At 63.1% G+C, this 18,313-nt stretch carries 15 protein-coding genes; 5 read left to right on the top strand and 10 right to left on the bottom strand.

Annotation, left to right across the window (positions count from 1 at the left end; genetic code table 11):
* Positions 1 to 2: 2 nt before the first annotated feature.
* On the top strand, positions 3 to 1,133 hold the full coding sequence (gene glf / locus ACO06F_RS09670; RefSeq protein WP_421696473.1) for a UDP-galactopyranose mutase: 1,131 nt from the start codon (positions 3 to 5) through the stop codon (positions 1,131 to 1,133).
* A 98-nt stretch (positions 1,134 to 1,231) separates the two neighbouring features.
* Complete coding sequence (locus tag ACO06F_RS09665; protein ID WP_421696472.1) at positions 1,232 to 2,527, top strand: DUF892 family protein; 1,296 nt, start codon at positions 1,232 to 1,234, stop codon at positions 2,525 to 2,527.
* 17 nt (positions 2,528 to 2,544) lie between these two features.
* On the opposite strand, the gene ACO06F_RS09660 is transcribed toward ACO06F_RS09665, so the two are convergent.
* Positions 2,545 to 3,195 carry an SOS response-associated peptidase gene (locus ACO06F_RS09660; RefSeq protein ID WP_421696471.1) on the bottom strand — a complete coding sequence of 217 codons (651 nt, stop codon included), beginning with the start codon at positions 3,193 to 3,195 and terminating at the stop codon, positions 2,545 to 2,547.
* Between the two features lie 104 nt (positions 3,196 to 3,299).
* On the opposite strand from ACO06F_RS09660, the gene ACO06F_RS09655 reads away from it, so the two are divergent.
* The gene (locus ACO06F_RS09655) at positions 3,300 to 5,195 is read left to right on the top strand and encodes a TPR end-of-group domain-containing protein (protein ID WP_421696470.1); all 1,896 of its coding nucleotides are present in this window, start codon (positions 3,300 to 3,302) and stop codon (positions 5,193 to 5,195) included.
* Positions 5,196 to 5,207: 12 nt separating this feature from the next.
* On the opposite strand, the gene ACO06F_RS09650 is transcribed toward ACO06F_RS09655, so the two are convergent.
* The 3 genes from ACO06F_RS09650 to ACO06F_RS09640 all read right to left on the bottom strand — a co-directional run bounded on the left by ACO06F_RS09650 (position 5,208) and on the right by ACO06F_RS09640 (position 9,509).
* On the bottom strand, positions 5,208 to 5,570 hold the full coding sequence (locus ACO06F_RS09650; protein WP_421696469.1) for a hypothetical protein: 363 nt from the start codon (positions 5,568 to 5,570) through the stop codon (positions 5,208 to 5,210).
* A 121-nt stretch (positions 5,571 to 5,691) separates the two neighbouring features.
* Entirely contained in the window at positions 5,692 to 7,827 is a 2,136-nt protein-coding gene (locus ACO06F_RS09645) for a HEAT repeat domain-containing protein (RefSeq protein WP_421696468.1), read from the bottom strand.
* 98 nt (positions 7,828 to 7,925) lie between these two features.
* Entirely contained in the window at positions 7,926 to 9,509 is a 1,584-nt protein-coding gene (locus tag ACO06F_RS09640) for an arylsulfatase (RefSeq protein ID WP_421696467.1), read from the bottom strand.
* A gap of 213 nt (positions 9,510 to 9,722) precedes the next feature.
* Here ACO06F_RS09640 and ACO06F_RS09635 point away from each other — a divergent pair, with 213 nt between their 5' ends.
* Complete coding sequence (locus ACO06F_RS09635) at positions 9,723 to 10,424, top strand: Crp/Fnr family transcriptional regulator (RefSeq protein WP_421696466.1); 702 nt, start codon at positions 9,723 to 9,725, stop codon at positions 10,422 to 10,424.
* Between the two features lie 12 nt (positions 10,425 to 10,436).
* On the opposite strand, the gene ACO06F_RS09630 is transcribed toward ACO06F_RS09635, so the two are convergent.
* Together ACO06F_RS09630 and ACO06F_RS09625 are read right to left on the bottom strand one after the other, a co-directional pair.
* On the bottom strand, positions 10,437 to 12,062 hold the full coding sequence (locus ACO06F_RS09630; RefSeq protein ID WP_421696465.1) for a Na/Pi symporter: 1,626 nt from the start codon (positions 12,060 to 12,062) through the stop codon (positions 10,437 to 10,439).
* A gap of 6 nt (positions 12,063 to 12,068) precedes the next feature.
* Entirely contained in the window at positions 12,069 to 12,776 is a 708-nt protein-coding gene (locus ACO06F_RS09625) for a hypothetical protein (RefSeq protein ID WP_421696464.1), read from the bottom strand.
* Between the two features lie 154 nt (positions 12,777 to 12,930).
* Here ACO06F_RS09625 and ACO06F_RS09620 point away from each other — a divergent pair, with 154 nt between their 5' ends.
* Entirely contained in the window at positions 12,931 to 14,202 is a 1,272-nt protein-coding gene (locus ACO06F_RS09620) for an alpha/beta hydrolase family protein (protein ID WP_421696463.1), read from the top strand.
* Between the two features lie 6 nt (positions 14,203 to 14,208).
* On the opposite strand, the gene ACO06F_RS09615 is transcribed toward ACO06F_RS09620, so the two are convergent.
* The 4 genes from ACO06F_RS09615 to ACO06F_RS09600 all read right to left on the bottom strand — a co-directional run bounded on the left by ACO06F_RS09615 (position 14,209) and on the right by ACO06F_RS09600 (position 18,201).
* Positions 14,209 to 14,982 (bottom strand): RES family NAD+ phosphorylase, encoded by a 774-nt coding sequence (locus ACO06F_RS09615; RefSeq protein ID WP_421696462.1) that lies wholly within the window; start codon positions 14,980 to 14,982, stop codon positions 14,209 to 14,211.
* Positions 14,942 to 15,325, bottom strand: coding sequence for an MbcA/ParS/Xre antitoxin family protein (locus ACO06F_RS09610; RefSeq protein ID WP_421696461.1), 384 nt, complete (start codon positions 15,323 to 15,325; stop codon positions 14,942 to 14,944). Before ACO06F_RS09610 ends, ACO06F_RS09615 begins: the two co-directional genes overlap by 41 nt.
* A 65-nt stretch (positions 15,326 to 15,390) precedes the next feature.
* A complete protein-coding gene (locus ACO06F_RS09605) occupies positions 15,391 to 17,919 on the bottom strand; it encodes an SLC26A/SulP transporter family protein (protein ID WP_421696460.1) in 2,529 nt (842 codons plus the stop codon).
* 12 nt (positions 17,920 to 17,931) lie between these two features.
* Positions 17,932 to 18,201 carry a DUF1127 domain-containing protein gene (locus tag ACO06F_RS09600; RefSeq protein WP_421696459.1) on the bottom strand — a complete coding sequence of 90 codons (270 nt, stop codon included), beginning with the start codon at positions 18,199 to 18,201 and terminating at the stop codon, positions 17,932 to 17,934.
* Positions 18,202 to 18,313: the final 112 nt, after the last annotated feature.

Here is an 18,313-nt window from a genome sequence, read left to right as displayed (position 1 = left end):
GGATGTTCGACTGGCTTATCGTCGGCGCGGGCTTTGCGGGAAGCGTTCTGGCAGAACGGATCGCCTCACAAAGGGGCGAATCTGTTTTGCTGGTGGACAGGCGGCCGCACATCGGGGGCAATGCATATGATTGCTATGACGATGCTGGAATCCTGATCCATCGGTATGGCCCTCACATCTTTCATACCAACGGGCAGCAGATCGTCGACTATCTCTCGCAATTCACCGAGTGGCGCCCCTATGAGCACAGGGTTCTGGCCCAGGTCGACGGCAAGCTCCTGCCGATCCCGATCAATCTCGATACCATCAACAAGCTCTATGGACTTGATCTGACCTCCGAAGAGCTTGAGCGCTTCTTCGCCGAACGACGGGAAACGGTGGACGAGATCAAGACGTCGGAAGATGTGGTTGTCTGTACCGTTGGCCGCGAACTCTATGAAAAGTTTTTCCGTGGCTACACGCGCAAGCAGTGGGGTGTTGATCCGTCCGAGCTCAACAAGTCGGTGACCGCCCGCATCCCCACCCGCACGAACCGGGATGACCGCTACTTCACCGACAGCTTCCAAGCCATGCCGCTTCACGGTTACACCCGGATGTTCGAGCGTATGGTCAAGCACCCCAAGATCAAGATCATGCTGCAGACGGACTTCCGCGAAATCCGCGACCAGATCCGTTTTAACAGGCTGATTTATACGGGCCCCGTGGATGAGTTTTTCGACTGGCAATATGGCAAGCTCCCCTACCGCTCGCTGCGCTTCGAGCACCGCACGCTGAACCAGGAGCAGTTCCAGCCGGTGGCGACTGTCAATTATCCGCAGACGGAGGATTATACCCGTATTACGGAATACAAGCATCTCACGGGTCAGACGGCGGCCAAGACGAGCCTGACCTATGAACACCCCACGGATGTGGGAGATCCCTATTATCCCGTTCCCCGCGCGGAGAACGAGGCCCTTTACAAACGCTATGAAGCGCTTGCGGCGGCGCGGGAGGATGTGTGGTTTGTGGGCCGACTGGCGACCTACCGCTACTACAACATGGATCAGGTTGTGGGCCAGGCCCTGGCGACCTTCAAACGCATTCAGGAAAGCCTGCCGGCCGCGGGCGAGCGTGCACGCGAGGCTGCGGAGTAATCTCCGCAGCCCTTTAACTGCGCCGGAAAATCCCGCCTGTTTCCGGAACCTTGAGAGCCTCCTGTCTGTTGCTTCGGCACACCCCAAGGAGCCTCCCCATGTACCATCACGTCAAGAAACTCATGTACACCGTGCGCGTGGACGCGCCAGATCCGCGCTTCGGCAACATGCTGCTGGAGCAGTTCGGCGGCGCCAACGGCGAGTTGGCTGCGGCCATGCAATATTCCATTCAGGGTCTCAACTGTGACGATGCAGCCCGCAAGGACCTGCTCATGGACATCGGGACCGAAGAGCTGAGCCACCTTGAAATTGTTGGCAACCTCGCGCGGCTTCATCTCGCGCACATGAAGAACGATCGCGATGCGGCCGAGGCTGATCCGCTGATCGCCATTGCAGGCGGGGGCGGCGTCAATCTGTTCAACTCCATGGGCAGCCCCTGGACGGCGGATTACCTGAAGATCACAGGCGAACTCGATGTGGATCTCCGTAGCAACATCGCAGCTGAGGCCCGCGCCAAGATCGTCTATGAAAGGCTCATCAATTTCTGCGACGATGCCGGAACCAAGGATGCGCTGCAGTTTCTGATGACGCGCGAAATCACCCACATGAAGGCCTTCGCCGCAGCCCTGGAAAGCCTCGAGAAGCCGGCCTTCTCCATTGGCCGCATTGCCCCCAGCGCCGGGGTGGTGAACCAGTTCTACAACGACTCGACCGGCAGCGGTGACTTGGGCGAGATCGATGCCCGCGGCCCCTGGAACGAGGGCGGTGAGTGGGAGTTCATCCAGTCTCCGGCGATGCAGGCACCGAATGGTTCTGCCGCCAATGGCGCAGACGGCCAGGTGGAAAGCAATGCCGGGCCAATGGTCGAAAGCTCGATACCGTCAGAGCCGGATGCGATCCAGGAATCACTCATCGAAACCTTGCGTGACCTGCTCCATGCCGAGAAGCAGCTTCTGAAGGCGCTGCCGAAAATGTCCAAGGCCGCTCATTCAGAGCAGCTGAAGGACGCCTTCGAAACCCATCTCGCCGAAACGGAAATCCACGCTGAGCGCTTGACCGAAGTCCTGAAGCTGCTGGGTGAGGAAACGGTCCGGAGCAAGCCGTGCAAGGGCATGATGGGGCTGATCGAGGAAGGAAATGACGTCATCACGGACAACAAGAAGCGCGATCCCTATGCGGCGGACCTGAACCTCATCGCTGCGGCCCACAAGGTGGAGAATTATGAGATTGCGAGCTACACCACGGCGCGCAACCTTGCCAATCAGCTGCGCCTTCCGGAGGTGAGCAGGCTTCTGCAGATGACCTTGGCCGAAGAGCAGAATGCTGATCTGCTGCTGGATCAGATCCAGCGTCCCCTCACTTCCGTGCTCGGGCGGCCATCGGCCATCATGTAGGGTATAGAGGCGGCGGATCAGCCGTCCTGCTTTTCGCCGCGTGCGACGATCTTCAACATGCCATCGGCCAGGGGGCGCTGCAATTGCAGTGCCTCTTGCGTTGGTGCGGTGAGCCACTGTTCCACCTGGCTTGGCGAGGTCAGTATGGCGGGCATCGCCTTGGGGTGAACCGCACCCACCTCCGCATTGGCCTGCGTCGTCAGGAAGGCGAAGAGATCATTCGTCGTCTCGCCTTCCTTCAGCTTTCGCACGGAGGTCCAGCGCGTCCAGATGCCAGCGAAGAAGGCGAGCGGCCGGTCATCTGACAGGGCAAACCACACCGTTTGCTTGGTGCCGTCCGGCAGCGTCTCGGGCTCGGAGAAGCTGGTGAAGGGAACCACACAGCGCGACGCAGGCGCCAGCCAGCGCCGCCAGTGGGGTGAGGCGGTATTGCGGACATTGGTGACGCCGGCGTCCGTCTTCCGGCCCTTGAGGGCGAAGGCGGGAGAGGGCATTCCCCAGCGTGCAAAGGCCAGTTCGCGCCCCTCGGACCCCTGGCGCACCACCGGCGCCTGATAATCCGGGTAGATTCCGGGGAGCGGGGGCATGTTGCCGGTGCGGTCCACCATGGCGCGCGTCATCTCCAGAATGGCCGCCTGTCCCTTGGTCAAGCTGTAGAGATTGCACATGCGGCCTCCGAATGTCTGTGTGCGCTCAGGAACAGATTGCATTTCCGCGAGCGGAAACACATAGTTGAAATCGATCTTACCATCGATATCACCGGAGAGGGGGAATGCGCGAACAGCGCGTGAAGCGGCGGCTCGCGGCCATCATGGCGGCGGAGGTTGTCGGCTTCAACCGGCTGCTGGAAGCCAATGAAGAGGCAACCCAGGCAGCGCTCCAGCACCACAGGCAGGAGCTTATGGTGCCCGCCGTGGCACATCATGACGGGCGCATCTTCAAGACGATGGGCGAAGGTTTTCTGGCGGAATTCTCCAGTGCCATCGAGGCGGCGGAGGCTGCCCTCCACATCCAGCGCGGCATGGCGGCGCGCAATGCCGAGATCCCGGCAGACCGGCAGATCCTCTTCCGCATCGGCATCAACCTGGGAGATGTGCTGATCAAGGGCGATGATGTCTATGGCGATGACGTCAATCTCGCCTCGCGCATGCTGGCCCATGCCCCGCCGGGCGGGATTGCCTGTTCCGCCGGCATCCGTTTCCAGATCGGCAGCAAGCTGGATATCGCCTTCGAGGATCTAGGCGAAAAGACCCTCCGCAACATCGCCCGGCCGCTGCATGTCTTCCTGATCGATACGGGCGCGCCGCAGCAGCGGGGCAGGACGCCGGACCCCCAGCAGGTGCCGCGGGCGGTGTCGGCGGAGCGGCCATCGCTTGCCGTGCTTCCTTTCACCAACATGAGCGGTGATCCGCAGCAGGAATATTTCTCTGATGGCATCACCGAGGATTTGATCACCGATCTCTCCAACGTCTCCGAACTCTTCGTGTTGAGCCGCAATGCCGTGTTCAAGCACAAGGGTAGGCCTGCAAACATGGAACAGATCGCGGGCGATTTGGGCGTTGGCTTTCTGCTGCATGGAAGCGTGCGCAAGTCGGGCTCGAAGGTGCGCGTCACCGCGCAGCTCACCGAAGGCGCCAGCGGAGGCCAGGTCTGGGCAGACCGCTATGACCGCGACCTCACGGATATCTTCGCGCTCCAGGACGAGATCACCAAGTCGATCGTGGCCCAGCTCAAGGTGAAGCTTCTTCCGCGCGAGAGGAGGGCGATCGAACAGGCGCCCACCACCAATGTCGAGGCCTATACCTATTTTCTGCGCGGCCGGGAGTATTTTCACAGAGGCTCGAAGAACTATTATGTGCTGGCCAAGCGCATGTTCATCAAGGCCATCGAACTGGATCCCCGTTACGCCCGCGCCTATGCGGGGCTGGCCGATTGCGATTCCTTCCTGTTCATGGACTATAGCGAGAATGTTGCACCCGAGGTTCTGAAGAACAGCGAGATGGCGCTGGCGCTTGAGCCTGCACTCACCGATGCGCATGCTTCGCGCGCACTCGCCCTCTCGGTTGCCCACCGTTATGCGGAAGCAGAGGCCGAATTCGCCAAGGCCTTGGCCTCTGATCCCGATCTCTTCGAAGTGCATTATTTCTACGGCCGCTCCTGCTATGCGCAGGGAAAGCTGGAGCTGACGGCGCAGCACTGGGAGCGGGCCGCCGAAATCAAGCCGGAAGACTATCAGACACTGATCCTCCTGAACCAGGTTTACACCTCGCTCGGCCGCGAGGCTGATGCCCTGCGCTGCGCCACGCGCGGTGTGGAACGCGCCGAGCGGGAGTTTTCAAGGAACCCGGAAAATCCGCGCCCCGCCTATTTTCTGGCAACGGCCCTCGCCAAGCTGAATGAACGGCCGCGGGCCGAGCAATGGGCGAAAACTGCGCTCGCCATCGCGCCTGAGGATTATCTGACGCTCTACAACATCGCCTGCTACTACAGCGTGGGCGGCAGGCCGGATGAGGCTTTTGGCCTCCTCGCCAGGCTGCTGCCGATCAGCAATGGCGACATGAAAGAATGGATCCTGCGCGACTCGGATTTCGATCCGCTGCATGAGGATCCACGCTGGCAGGAGATCAGGCGCGCCGCCGCACCGGAGATGAGCAGCGGTCACGCCTGAGCAGAACCGGCACTAGCTTTTCCAGACAGCGCCCGTCCACGAATTGACCGACACATAGAAGCGCTTGCCATTGCGGAAGGCCCAGAAGGTGTAGATCTTGCCGACGCAATCAACCGCGCTGATGTTGTAGTAGCCGCGGTCCTTCACCAGCCTGCGGGCCTGGCCGCAGCTCAGCTTGCCGGGCTGCACATTGCTGTAGGCATAGGGGTCATACCAGCCCCGGCCATTGTAATAGCGCCAGTGCGGAGCCACCTGGTAGCCGTAATAGGGAACGCCGAGATAAACGTTGACCCGGGCCTCGGCTGGTTCTGCGGCGAAGCTCATCACCGCCATCGCCGCCGCTGCGGCCATTGCGAGCATCGTCCGTTTCAACATGGGTGTTCTCCTCTTGGATGACGTGTCAGCCGCCGCGCATCTGCGCTCACTGCGTGCACCGGTCATTTTCCGCCACTGACTGCACTTGTCCATAAACCAGAACGTGCGGAAATGTCCCGCTTTACTGTGGCGCTGCGAGGAACTGCTGAAGCTCCTGGGGCAACACCAGCCCGGGGGAAACGGCCTGTGCCTGTGCTGCTGCCTGCTGCGCGGCCGTGCGGTCACCCTTCAAGGCGTAACCAATGGCCGTTGCGAGCCACACGTCCTCCCGCTTCGGATCTGCGGCCTGGGCGCGCCGGTACCAGCCCAGCGCATCGTCATATTTGGCTTGGCGCGCCGCCAGATCGCCGCGCGCGAGCAGAAGATCGGCATTGCGGGGCGAGGCGGCAATGCCTGACGACAGAGCCTCCTCGGCTCCCTTTGCATTGCCGCGGGCTTCACCCAGCTGCGCCAGGATCAGCCATGCACTCGCCAGCTGCGGGTCCATTTCGGTGGCATTGCGGAACGCCTGTTCCGCCTCGTCCCACTGCCGGCGGCTCAGTGCCAGGCCGCCAATGGCCACATGGGCCTCCGGCGTGTCGGCATTGGCGAAGCGCGCATCCATGAACGCCTGAAGCCCGGCGCGGTAGAGCACGTCGTCTGCAGCAGGCAGCGCCGCAACGCCTGCCCCCGCAAGCTCGACGGCCGCCTTCTGGCGCACCCCGCGCATGGGATCGGAAAGGAGCGGCGTGAGAAGTGCCGCCTTCTCTTCAGGCCGCATCTGCCGGAGCGCTCCCGCAGCCGCCCCGCGCACCATGGCATCTGGATCGCTCAGCAGCGCCGGAGCGTCTTCGGGCGGCAGGGCCCCTTGCGCGCCCAGTGCCGTGATCGCCGTTGCCCGGACGATTGCGGGCCGCTCCTTGTCCCGCACATAGGCGGCAAGATCGCTTACCGTCTTCTCCGTCCGGTCCCCGGCGGTAAAAGCAATGAGCGGCGACCGGTCCTGCCACTGCGTGTCACCTGCCGGATGCCAGCTGGCAATCTGCGCTGCCGCCCATTCGGCAGTCTTCTCCACATGGCAGCCCGTGCAGACATCGGGGGCACCCACGGCTTTGGACTGGAGCGGGTCCGGCCGCCGGAAGAAATGGTCGCGGCGCGGATCGATCAGCATGTAGCTGCGCTCGGGCATGTGGCAGCTCACGCATTGCGCCGCCGTGCTGCCCTCCTTGTGGTGGGTGTGGGCGGACGTGTCGTAATCCGCCTTGCGGAGAGAGGGAAAGCCCGCATTGCCTGCCACATTGTGGCACTGGGTGCACACCGCATTGCCCTCGGCCACCAGCTCACCCGAATGCCCGTCATGGCAATTGGAGCAGGTGACGCCCTTGGCCTTCATCTTGGACTGCAGGAAGGAGCCCAGAATGAACACTTCGTCCCTCTGCTGGCCGTCTCCGAAATAGAGGTCCGGCGTCAGCAGCGCCAAGCCGTAATGTTCGTCGAAGGGCGAGCCGGCAGCAGGCTGCTGTTGCGAAAACGCCTCGCGGCGGGAGTGGCAAGGCCCGCAGACATTGATCTCCTCCGCCTGGTGGCCGGGGCCAAGCTTGAGGGACTGGTAGGGGTCAGCTCCTTCGGGTTTTCTTGCCCAGGCGTTATGTGCCGCACCGGGCCCATGGCAGGCCTCGCAGCCCACCGTCAGTTCGCTCCAATGGCTCTTGTAGGTGCGGGCGGGAAAATCGAAACCCTTGTCGAACCCGGTCTGATGGCAGGTGGCGCAGCGCGCCTGCCAGTTCTTGTAGCTGCGGGTCCAGTGCATGCCGTCGGACGGCGGATTGTTCTGGTCGGGATAGAGATGGAACCACTTTCCGGCTGCCACGTCCCAGGCGACATCGAGCACCTGCAGCCGGCCCTTTTCAGTCTCGACCAGATATTGCTGCAACGGCCTGTGGCCGATCGTGTAGCGTACGGAAAAAGTCTCCGGCTTGCCGCTGGCCCCTTCCGTTTCCACGAAGTAGCCGCCGTCCTTCATGAAGAAGCGCGTGGCGATAGTCTTGTTGGTGAAATGCACATCGTTGAAATCGCCCAACACGCTCTTGGCATCCGGCTCCTTCAGTGCCCAGGCATGGTCAGACGCGGCCCAGGCTGAGGTTTCCGCCGCGTGGCACTGGGCGCAGCTGCCGCTTCCCGCATAGCCCAGGGGCACCGCATCTTCCGCCGCCGCGAAAGGTGCTGCCAGCACACAGAGCACCGCCGCCAGCACCCAACGGAAACGGAGCCTCAACATCACCATCATGTCCCAAATCACAAGGGGCCAAAAGAAAGGCACCGGAGGACCCTGTCAAGCCTCTCCGGTGCCAGCTTTGACGTCAAACTGCCGTCGGCTCAGTTTCCTGCGACGCTGGAAACCGCCTCCATCACACGCTCCAGATTGAAGCTCCCGGGCTTCTGCCGCGGCGGGAACTCCCTGAAGCTCTGCAGCCACTGCGCAACATAGGCAGTTGCCGGCGCGATCATGAACATGCGGTCCATGTACCAGCGCTGGAAGCCCATGGCATTTTCCTCCTCCGCCCGCTCGAACGGATCCATCCGCAGATTGGTGATGAGGGGAGCCCTGAGTTCGGTGAAGGGCTGCTGCCAGACGCGCAGTCCCAGCGCCTCCTGCTTCAGGAAGGTGATCTTCCAGTTGCCATAGCGGATGGCGGCCACGCTGCCATCATCGGTCCAGTAAATGAACTCCTTGCGCGGCCACTGGCCGCCGCCCTTGAGCGCGGGGGCCAGGTCATAGCCATCGAGATGGACCTTGTAGCTGCGGGCACCGATTTTCTCGCCCTTCAGCAGCTCTTCCTTCACATTGGGGTTGCCGGCTGCTGCCAGGAAGGTCGTCAGCATGTCTTCATGCGCGGCAATGTCGTTCACCACCGTTCCGGGCTTGATCACGCCCGGCCAGGAGAGGATTGCGGGCACGCGGTAGCCGCCTTCCCAATTGGTGTTTTTCTCACCGCGGAACATGGTCGTGCCGCCATCGGGCCAGGTGAAAGTTTCCGCACCATTGTCCGTTGAATACATGACGATGGTGTTGTTCTCGATGCCGAGGTCCTTGAGCTTGGCGAGAAGTTTTCCCACCAGCGCATCATGCTCCACCATGCCGTCGGCATAGACGCCAAGGCCCGTCTTGCCCCGAGAGTCTGCCTTCAGATGCGTGAAGATGTGCATGCGGGTAGAGTTCCACCACACGAAGAAGGGCTTTCCATCCTTGTGCGCCTTTTCCATGAAGCCCATGGCGGCGTCGGTCACCTCTTCGTCGACCGTCTCCATGCGCTTGCGCGTGAGCGGCCCCGTGTCTTCGATCTTCTGTGTGCCATCCGCCAGCGCAAAGGAATGGATGACACCGCGCGGCCCGAACTGCGCCTTGAAGGCGGGGTCCTTCGGGTAGTCCTCGTTCTCCGGCTCTTCCTCGGCATTGAGGTGGTAGAGATTGCCGAAGAATTCGTCGAAGCCATTGTTGGTCGGCAGCATGTCGTCACGGTCGCCCAGATGGTTCTTGCCGAACTGGCCCGTCACATAGCCTTCTGCTTTGAGCAGCGTGGCAATGGTGGGATCATCGATCTTCATGCCTTCGGGTGCGCCGGGCAGGCCCACCTTGGTGAGGCCGGTGCGGATGGGCGACTGCCCGGTGATGAAGGCGGCGCGGCCGGCGGTGCAGCTCTGCTGGCCATACCAGTCGGTGAACAGCGCACCTTGCTCGGCGATCTTGTCGATGTTGGGCGTGCGGTAGCCCATCATGCCCCGGTTATAGGCACTGATGTTGAAGCCGCCGATGTCGTCGCCCCACATCACCAGAATGTTGGGCTTCTTGGTCTCGGCTCCGGCCGTGCCGCAGGCAGCGGTGCCCAGCGCGAAAACGCAGGCGGCTAACAAAGCAAGCCGCTTGGCCATGCCCCGTCTCTCTCGGTGTGGTTCAGTCATGTCAATTCCCTCAAGGTGGCAGGCGTCAGCCGTGGCCAGCGGGGGGAATCATTCTCGCGTGGCGATGTACCTGCCAAAACGGACGTGCCTGCCCACGCCCGGTTTCCGCGAGAATGTTCTCCTGCCGTCCCCGGCTTCGCCGGTTGACATAAACCGAAGGAGGGGTGAACAATTGTATCAGGGTAAGAATTTGGGCATGGGGACGGCAAATTTATGCAGTTGGACGAGGCCGTGGCCGTGGCCCGGAACAGCCGTTGGCTTGCCCAGCATGACCGCCGCACCCAGGACCTGATCTGTTCGCGCATGCGGCTGGTGAACCTGCCGAAAGGCCGCACCTTGTTCGACATCGAAGACAGGGCGCGGGACGTCTATTGTCTGGTGTCCGGTTGTGCCGTCATCACCATTCCGCACCCGGTGCAGGGCGTCATCAACGGGCATGTGATGTTTGCCGGCCGCTGGTTCGGGGAGCCCGCAGCACTGGGCAAGCGCCCGCGCATGATGACCGTCTTCGCCCGCCGGCCCACCGAATTCCTGGCCCTGACGCAGACAAGCGTTGCCGAACTCCTACTGGCCGAGCCTGCGCTCAACTGGGTGTTCTTCAATCTGATGGCGTGGAATGTGGAGGAGTATCTGCTCCACGCCGTGGACCTGCTGATCGTCGATCCGCGCCTCAGGCTCTGTTCCAGGCTGCTCACCTTTGGCGGCAGGCTGCTCCATTATGTGCCGCCGGAGCCGGTGAGCATTCCCCTGACGCAGGAGGAGCTGGCCGCCGCCAGCAACATGTCGCGCTCCACCGTCTATCATCTCCTGGGCGAGCTCGTCGAACAGGGGATCTGCGAACTGGGCTATCGTGAAGTTCGCATTCTCGACATGAAGCGCCTTGCTGCGATTGTGGACGCCGCCCCCGCGGTGTGAGGCCGTGGCCGCCTATGCCGTCTCCGGGAGGCCGCCGCCCGCAATTGCAATGTCCCCGAAATCGGCGGAAATCTGCCGCACCAGCCAGACCATGCGTTCGAACAGTCCGGTCGCGACGAAGAGGGATTCACGGTTCGAACTCGAATCCGTGCCCGCAGCGAGAATTTCCTGCCGGAAGCGTGTCATCACATCGCTGCGGTCCCCCGTCAGGCGGTCCAGCATGGCGCCGTTCTCCACCTCGCCATTGCCCTGATCGGCGGCAAGCCCCAGCAGGAAATGCAGGCTCTCCGTCATCGAGACGCACATGGTTTTCTCCTGCGGCGTCATGCTGGAAATCGAAGACAATTCGCTGACATAGCCGTGCAGCGCGTCGATCAGGGAGCGGATGTGGGCGTTGCAGCGCTGCAGAAGCAGGAGGCCATTGACCTCCGTTCCCCCCGGGTGACCAGATACGGTCTCGCTGATGAAGTCCGAAATATCGCCGGCCAGACCCAGGGAAAGCTCGCGGCGCGCGTCGTTGCCAATGAGCGTTTCCTCCTCAGGCGCCTCTTCCTCCCGGAGGAGTCCCAAAGCCGCGGGAAGCAGTGCGGTCAGCCTGGCCTGTTCGCGCTGGGCCAGCAGGAAGGCCGTGTCGGGGTCCTCGCTGGCCTCATCCACGATGTATTCGGGCGTAAACTGCTCCCGGTGCCTGTCAACCGGTGCCAGCCTATCCAGCAGGGGGAGCAGCGGCCGCCGCAGAAGACCCGAGAGAACGGCACCCAGCAGGTTGATCACCAGATAGGTGATGGCCAGCAGCGTGGGCACCGGCAGGGCTTGCGTGAGCCGCGCTTCGATCGGCCCGCCATCGAGTGCCACCAGCGCCAGCGGCAGCACGCAGAGCGCACCCAGAAGCTTCACCACCGATTGCCACACAGCGAGTTGCCGCGCCAGCCCCGTCAGATGGGCTGAGATCATCGCAACGCTCATGCCGGAACCGACATTGGCGCCGCACACCAGCACCACGGCTTCGCGCAGCGGGATGAGGCCCGTGGCGCTCATCGTCACCGCAATGATGGTGACGGTCGAGGATGATTGCATCACCAGCGTCACGATGAAGCCAATGAGGAAACTGTAGATCCAGGATTCGGAGGCGAAGCGGAAGAATTCTTGCACCCAAACGCTGTCTCCGAGGGCGTGGCCGGTGCTTTTCACCATGGTCAGCCCGAACAGCGTGACGCCGGCGGCGAGCAGAAGCTCCGTGGTGCGGCGGCCGATGTCGCTGCGGTGGAGCGAGGCGATATAGAATAGGCCGACGATCGAGAGTGCCGCAAGTGCCACGGCGCGAAGGTCGATCGATGCCATGAACACCAGCAGGGCCGTGCCGACACCCGCCCAGGCGCTGATGGACAGCGCCGCCGGAAAGCCGATGGCCCGCGCATTGAGGAGGCCGATACAGATGAAGGCTGAGGCGCTGGTGCTTTGGGTGATCGCACCCAGCAGGCTTCCGGCAATTGGGTTGGACAGCGGCAAGCGGCCAAGCTTCGCGAGGGCCAGCCGCAGCCGCCGCGCAGCGAGGGACCGCACGACCTCGGACAGCATGTGGAGGCCCGCCAGGAAAAAGCCAAGCCCCGCAAATGCCACCAGCGTATTGGCGATCATGCTGGCCTAGTTCCGCGTTGCACGGAGAATCCCGAACAGCACATATCCGGTGATGAGGATGGCGCCCAAAATGATGCTGACAATGAACCAGCGCAGCGCTTCATAGCGCTCCTTCATGCCGGCAACGAGCTCTGCCCGCCTGGCATCCGCCGTGTGTCCGATGTCTGCCGCCAGCGTGCCGATGCCGCTCTCGAGAGCACGGTCAGCTCCGCGCAGCCGTTGGTCGATGTCGCGCGCCGCCGCGGCAGACAGGGTGGGAAGGCTCCCCTGCACCTCCGCCAGCGTCTTCTCATAGCTGGCGTTCAGAGCCTCATGCGCCTGGGAAAGCGCGTCCGCGCGGGTGGCATCCTCGGCAAAGCCGATGCGCTGGGCCTGCTCCGACACGCTGGACAGGAGCGACCGCACCTCTGCGGATTGCGCCGTAAAGGCGGCGTGGTGTTTCGCCAGCAGGCCCGCGTTGTCGCCGCGGAGCAGGATGTTCTTCCATTCCTGCACCTGCACCTTGAAGGCTACTTGCGCCTCGAGCGAAGCGGTGGACAGTTCCCTGAGTTCGGTAAAACGGTCGGTCCCCTCGATCCAGGCCCGGTTGATGGACCAGATCGAAAACAAGGCAAACAGCCCCATCACCGCCACCAGCAATATCATCACGAAGGCTGAGGAGGTGATGGCGCGCCGCAGATCGAGCTTTTGTTTAATCGATTGTGTTTGTGCCACTGCGGGATGCTCCGGTTTCCATATGACAATCATGTGACGGCGCCGGCATTGGTTATCAGCCGGGATGGCAGAGTCTCATTGACAAACTTCCCCGGCTTACCCAATGGCTCTCGTACAATCGTTCACAACATTCTGTTCTGGCTGGAGACGTTCCATGCGGCTGATCATCGCTTTCCTTTGCCTCATGGCTGCCAGCACGGCCGCCCTTGCCGAAAACGCTGTCTTCAGCCTGGTGAGGACGGTGACCGCGGCCGAACTGAACCAGATGCTCGACCAGGAACGCGCGAAGTTCATTTCAGGGATGACGCCCGGCGATGGTTATGAACTGCCGCCGGTCTCGACCGCCGCCAACGGCGTTGAAGTCTACACGGTGCGCTACGACTCGCGCATTCCCGAGCAGGATGACAAGAAAATTACGGCCACCGGACTTCTCGTCCTCCCCGTCCTCAAGGACCGGGCCCACCTTCCCCTGATCTCTTACCAGCATGGCACCGTGTTCGGAAAGCAGGAGGTGCCATCTTTTTCCTTCGACAGCGGCAATGCGTCTTATGATGGCGCCTATGAAACCCGTTACATGGCGGGCCTCTTCGCCGGCAATGGCTACGCACTCTTCGCTGCCGATTATTTCGGCATGGGCGGCAGTGCGGCACTTCCCGAAGCATTTTTTGTGAAATCCAGCACGCAGCGTGCCAGCGCTGATCTTTATTGGGATGTGAAGGCCTTCCTGACGAGCAAGGGCATCGAACCGGGGCAGCTTTTCCTGGGCGGCTGGTCGCTTGGCGGCCTCAACACCAGCGGTTTGCTGGAGAGGCTTGAATCGGATGGCGTCCCCGTGACCGCCACCTTCACGGCCTCCGCTCCGAGTGATCCCTTCGCAGCGCTCAGCGGGCTGATGTTCTATCCCCGCGCCGGGCTGGATGCACCCTGGCTCAACACCATCGTCGCCATGACGGTTTTTGCCTACCAGAACTATTATGGCCCGGCAGATCTTGCCGCCACCACGCTCGATCCGTCCGTCTACGATGACATGAAGGCGATCTACGACCGCTCCTATGACGGCGTCGAGGGTTTCAAGGCGATCATGACCAGGCTCGGGGACCGTCCGCTGGTGAACTATCTGAAACCGGAGCTGCGCGACCCAGCCCGCTTTGCCAATTCGCGCTATGCCGCGTTGCTGCGTCAGGCTGAAACCTACCGCCAGAATTTCAAGTCTCCGCTTCACATGTTCTACGGTTCGCAGGATGAGGTGATCAAGGAGATGATCGGGCAGCTGGCCGCCATCTACCAAGGCATCCTGATCGGCAATCTCAGTGACCAGGGCCAGAATCTGGTCGCCGCGCAGGAGGTGAAGGGCGCCAACCACCGCCTGAACTTCGTTGCCGCCGCCCCTGCCGCCAAGGCCTGGATGGACACGCTCCGCAAGTAGAATGGGTTACCTGGCGCGCTCCCAGCGGAGTGCGCCGATGCGGGGGTCTGCGGCGAAGGCACTGTGTGGAAACTCCAGTGCCTGGCGCGGAAATTCGCACAGTGCCTGCACGCCCGAGGCGCTGAGCCTGATGCGCCAGCTCTGCCGTTCGACGGGGGCCGGCCGCGCAAAGGTGCTGCAGGTGAGAAGAGCAAGATTGGCCCCGGCTTTCGGATCCCGCACGGAGCGGTAGCGAATCGCTTCGCAGCCTTCCGCGCGGGCGGCATCCGCCAGATCCTGGCATCCTTCATAGGCCTGAAGATCGCTCCAGATCGCTTCATCCTGTGCGAGCGGCAGCACTGTCAGATCCAGGGCGCGCGCCGTCAGAACCTCGGCGGAAAAGGCGGTATAATCCGCGGCATCGGAAGGCCAGGGGGTTTCGGGAGATTCGGCGAAGAACAGCAGGCGGTAAAAGGCCATCTCCGCCACCGCCGTCTCCGGCCGTTCGGCCGCATAGAAGACGCCCGGCGTGCGTCCCGCCCGGCGGAAGCGGGAACCGCGCGGATAATCCGCGCCATAGCGGAACGGGGTGGCGAGCAGGAAATCGAGGTGCTGGCATTCGGGCGGGATCATGGGTTTCGTCGCCTCGATCAGCCCTTCGAGCAGCGCCTGATCGGCCAGCGTGTCGGACAGCTTCAGCGTCGAGACGCGATGCTGCGCCTCAACCAGGCGCCAGCACGTGCCAGCAAAGGACTGGAATTCAGATGAGAGCGCGGCGCGCGTCCAGATAGGCAATGACATCGACAAGCCCGCTCACCGTCTTCAGTTTCTCGATGGGGCGCTGGCCGAGCGCCGTGTTGGGGTTTTCCAGCCAAGCGGCGGCCACCTTCTCGTCACCACCCACAATCGCATCAAGGGAGCGGAACAACCGCACGAACAAAACCGCGAGTTCGAATGGCTTGGTTCCGGGCGCCAGCTGGAAGTCACCCCGCTTCATGCGGGAAATGCTGGCCTCGCTCACCCCGATGATGGTGGAGAGCAGCCGCGCCGGGACTTTCAGCCGTTCGGCGGCCCGGATCACCGCCTTGGTGATAACTGGCGCGGGATCCGCCTGAGGGGTTTCATAGGTCTGGGCCGTTCGCATGAATTTCCTTTCTGCAGAAACCATACACCATTCCAATTTCTGAGGAAAGATAATGTTTCAGGTCCTCAGCTCCGCATATGGTCCGTCAGGCGGTTGGCGGCCACAACCTTTTCCGCCAGCGCCCGGCTGAGAATGCGTTGAAGGGCCATGCCCAGTTCCGGGCGGGTGGCTTCGAGCTTTCGCATGTCCTCAACCGTGATCCACAGGATCTGACATTCGTCTTCGGCCACCACGTCCGCCGTCCGCGGCACGTCGAGCGCGAAGGCCACATCGCCCAGAAGGGCACCGGCCTCCATGGTGCGCAGGCGCCGCCGTCCACCGCCCGGCCGCGGCACCAGAACCTGGGCCCGGCCCCGCTCGAGGAAGAACAGGCGGTCCGCCCGGTCGCCGGCGCGGATGATGGCCTGGCCCGGCGCCACAGTTTCCGTGTGCATCAGGCGGATCAAGCTTCCGAACGCCTCCAGCCCTGCCACCGTTCCATGGCGGAGCATCAGGGCGGAGAGGGGCTGCGGCGGCTGATCCCGGCCCGCCAGCAACTGCCGTTCGATGTGTTCGAGCGTCTGGTCCAGCGTATCGAAATGATGGGCGGTCTTGCCCTCCGCCGAGGCAAGCCCGGACCGCTCCAGCACCTGCAGCACATGGGGCTTCAGTCCGCAGAAATAGAGGTCGAGGCTGGCCTGGCCTGCCGTTGCCGCAAGCCTTGCCACGGCACCTGCCGACGCCGTGTCGAGGCTCGTCACATGGCTGAAGTCCAGCACCACGGCTTGCGTGCCGCCACTGCCCTGCGCCAGCGCCTCGCGTAAGGGTGCCATCAGCTTCTCCGCAGTACCGAAGAACAGGAAGCCCTGCAGCTGGATGATCTTCACCCGGCCGCCATGGGCAGCGATGAAGGCGGAGTCTTCCGGGGCGCGCTCGATGCTGCTCGGCAGTGTGGCCAAGGTCGCCGTGCTGCGGATCACCGGCACATGGGCATAGCTCCAGGCGAACAGCACGGTGGCCACCAGGAAGCCCGCGGCAATCGCCTGAAGGAAGCCGGACACGGCCACCACCAGCACGATGACGACGACGACAGACCATTCCCGCAGGCTGAACTTGCGGCGGGTATCGATCAGCCAGTCCTTCAGGAGATCGATGCCGAAGTAGAAGATGAGCCCGGCATTCACGAAGAGCGGCACATGCGCCACGATCTGCCGGGAGAACAGAAAGCCGGCCAGCACCACCGCTGCCGTCACCAGGCCGACGCCGCGCCGGGTTACGCCCAGCTTCTGCGCCAGAACGGAAATGGCAAGTCCGGGGTATCCAGGTGGCCCGCCCACGCAGGCGACGAGCAGATTGCCGCCGCCGGTGAGCTTCATGTCCCGGTCCATGTCCGCCTCACGGCCGGAGGCGATTTCGAGGGCACTCGTGTTCATCAAGGCTGCGAACAGGCAGAGCAGGGCGGCGGTCAGAATTCCGGGCAGCCCCTGCGCCACGACGGACCAATCCGCCTGCCAGAGCATGGCCGGGAAGGGCAGCGCCAGCGCGGCATCGGTATCGACCCGGGGCAGGAAGCCCTGCGCGGCCGCATCCGCCACGCTACCGCCCGTGATGAAGAGCCAGGCATAGAACAGGGCGATTCCCCCCAGCAGCAACCCCAGCAGCGTAAGCGGGTGGCCGTAGCGCGCCATGGCCCAGTACAGAAGCCCACCGAAGGCCAGGCCCGGCAGGATCAGCTTGAGGTGGCCTTGATCGGCAAAGGCCAGCCAAAGCGATGTGCCGGGCTCTACGCCGCCTGTCATGGCAATGCCGCCCGTGAGCAGCAGCCAGCCGGTGCCGGCCATGAAGCCCGCCAGCACCTCAAGAGGAAAGAACTTCACGATTTGGCCCGCCCTGAGCTTGCCGGTCAGCCACATCAGAGCACCGGCGGCGAATGACGACAGGGCGATGATAACGAATGCAGTTGCCACCCGCTGCTCCGGCGCCGCGGCCATCACCGCTGCCGTGCCGCCCAGGGTGACGGCGAGGACCGCAACGCCCATGTCCTGAACATGCGAGATCATGGTGGGTAGGCTGCCGCGCCAGCCTGCGAGGGCTGACAGGATGATGGTGCAGAGCAGTGCCGCCCCCGCACCCATGGAAAGCCCGCTGGCCAGCGCGCCGGTGAACAGCAGGGACGCGACGGCGACGGCGAAGCCGATGCCATCGAGCCCGGCGATGAGGCCTGCCACCAGAACCGGAAGAATGCCGCTGCCCCGCCCCGGAACAGCCATGCTGCCGCTCCGGAGGTCACCCGACTCCGCACCCATGCCCCACCCCATTTTGGCCGGAGGATAGGGGAAGCGGGCAGGGCCGTCCATCCGGCCCCGCAACAGGATCTGGCTAAGAAGATCACCCGCGGCAAGGCTGCCGCCTGGCGCGATTGAGAAAGCTGCGATGGCAGGCGCCGGAACGCCGGCCGCGGGAGCGACGCCGTCTGCCGGACGCCCGCCATCGCTTTCCCCGGTGTGCAGCGCCCGGGAGCCAGATGCTGCACAGCGCAGGGGATCGGTTAATGCGCGTATGCCAGGTCCGGCATGGACGCGCTGTTCATCGCAGGTACCAACCGGACGGGGCACGCGAAGGCACCCTCAGCGCCGGTTCCTGCGGGGCGCCATCGTCGTCGCGATGACGGCTGGGTGGTGGGAGATGATCGATCCGTTGTCATAGGGCGTGTGGACGAGCGTGACGCCGATGTCCTGGAGCACATGCGGGTCCATGCTCATCAGCAGGGCCAGATCGGCCTTGGCACGGCGGCGTTCCTGCCAGGCGGTGAAGAGGGCGGCGAAAGCCTGCAGCGGCCGGAACGTATTACCGGGGCGTGCCAGGGGGCGGGTAGACCCAAAGGTTTCCAGTGTCATGAGCGTTTCCTCCGTGAAGCGTCTCGCGGGTTGGCTGCGAAACATGACCTCACGCTAGGAGGAGGGACGGGGCCACGCAGTGCGGATTCCCACAGCAGCAAAAATTTCGAAG

The organism is Aestuariivirga sp. (assembly GCF_965227715.1).
Lineage (GTDB): Bacteria > Pseudomonadota > Alphaproteobacteria > Rhizobiales > Aestuariivirgaceae > Aestuariivirga.
This window is presented reverse-complemented; position numbering and strand designations above follow the sequence as displayed.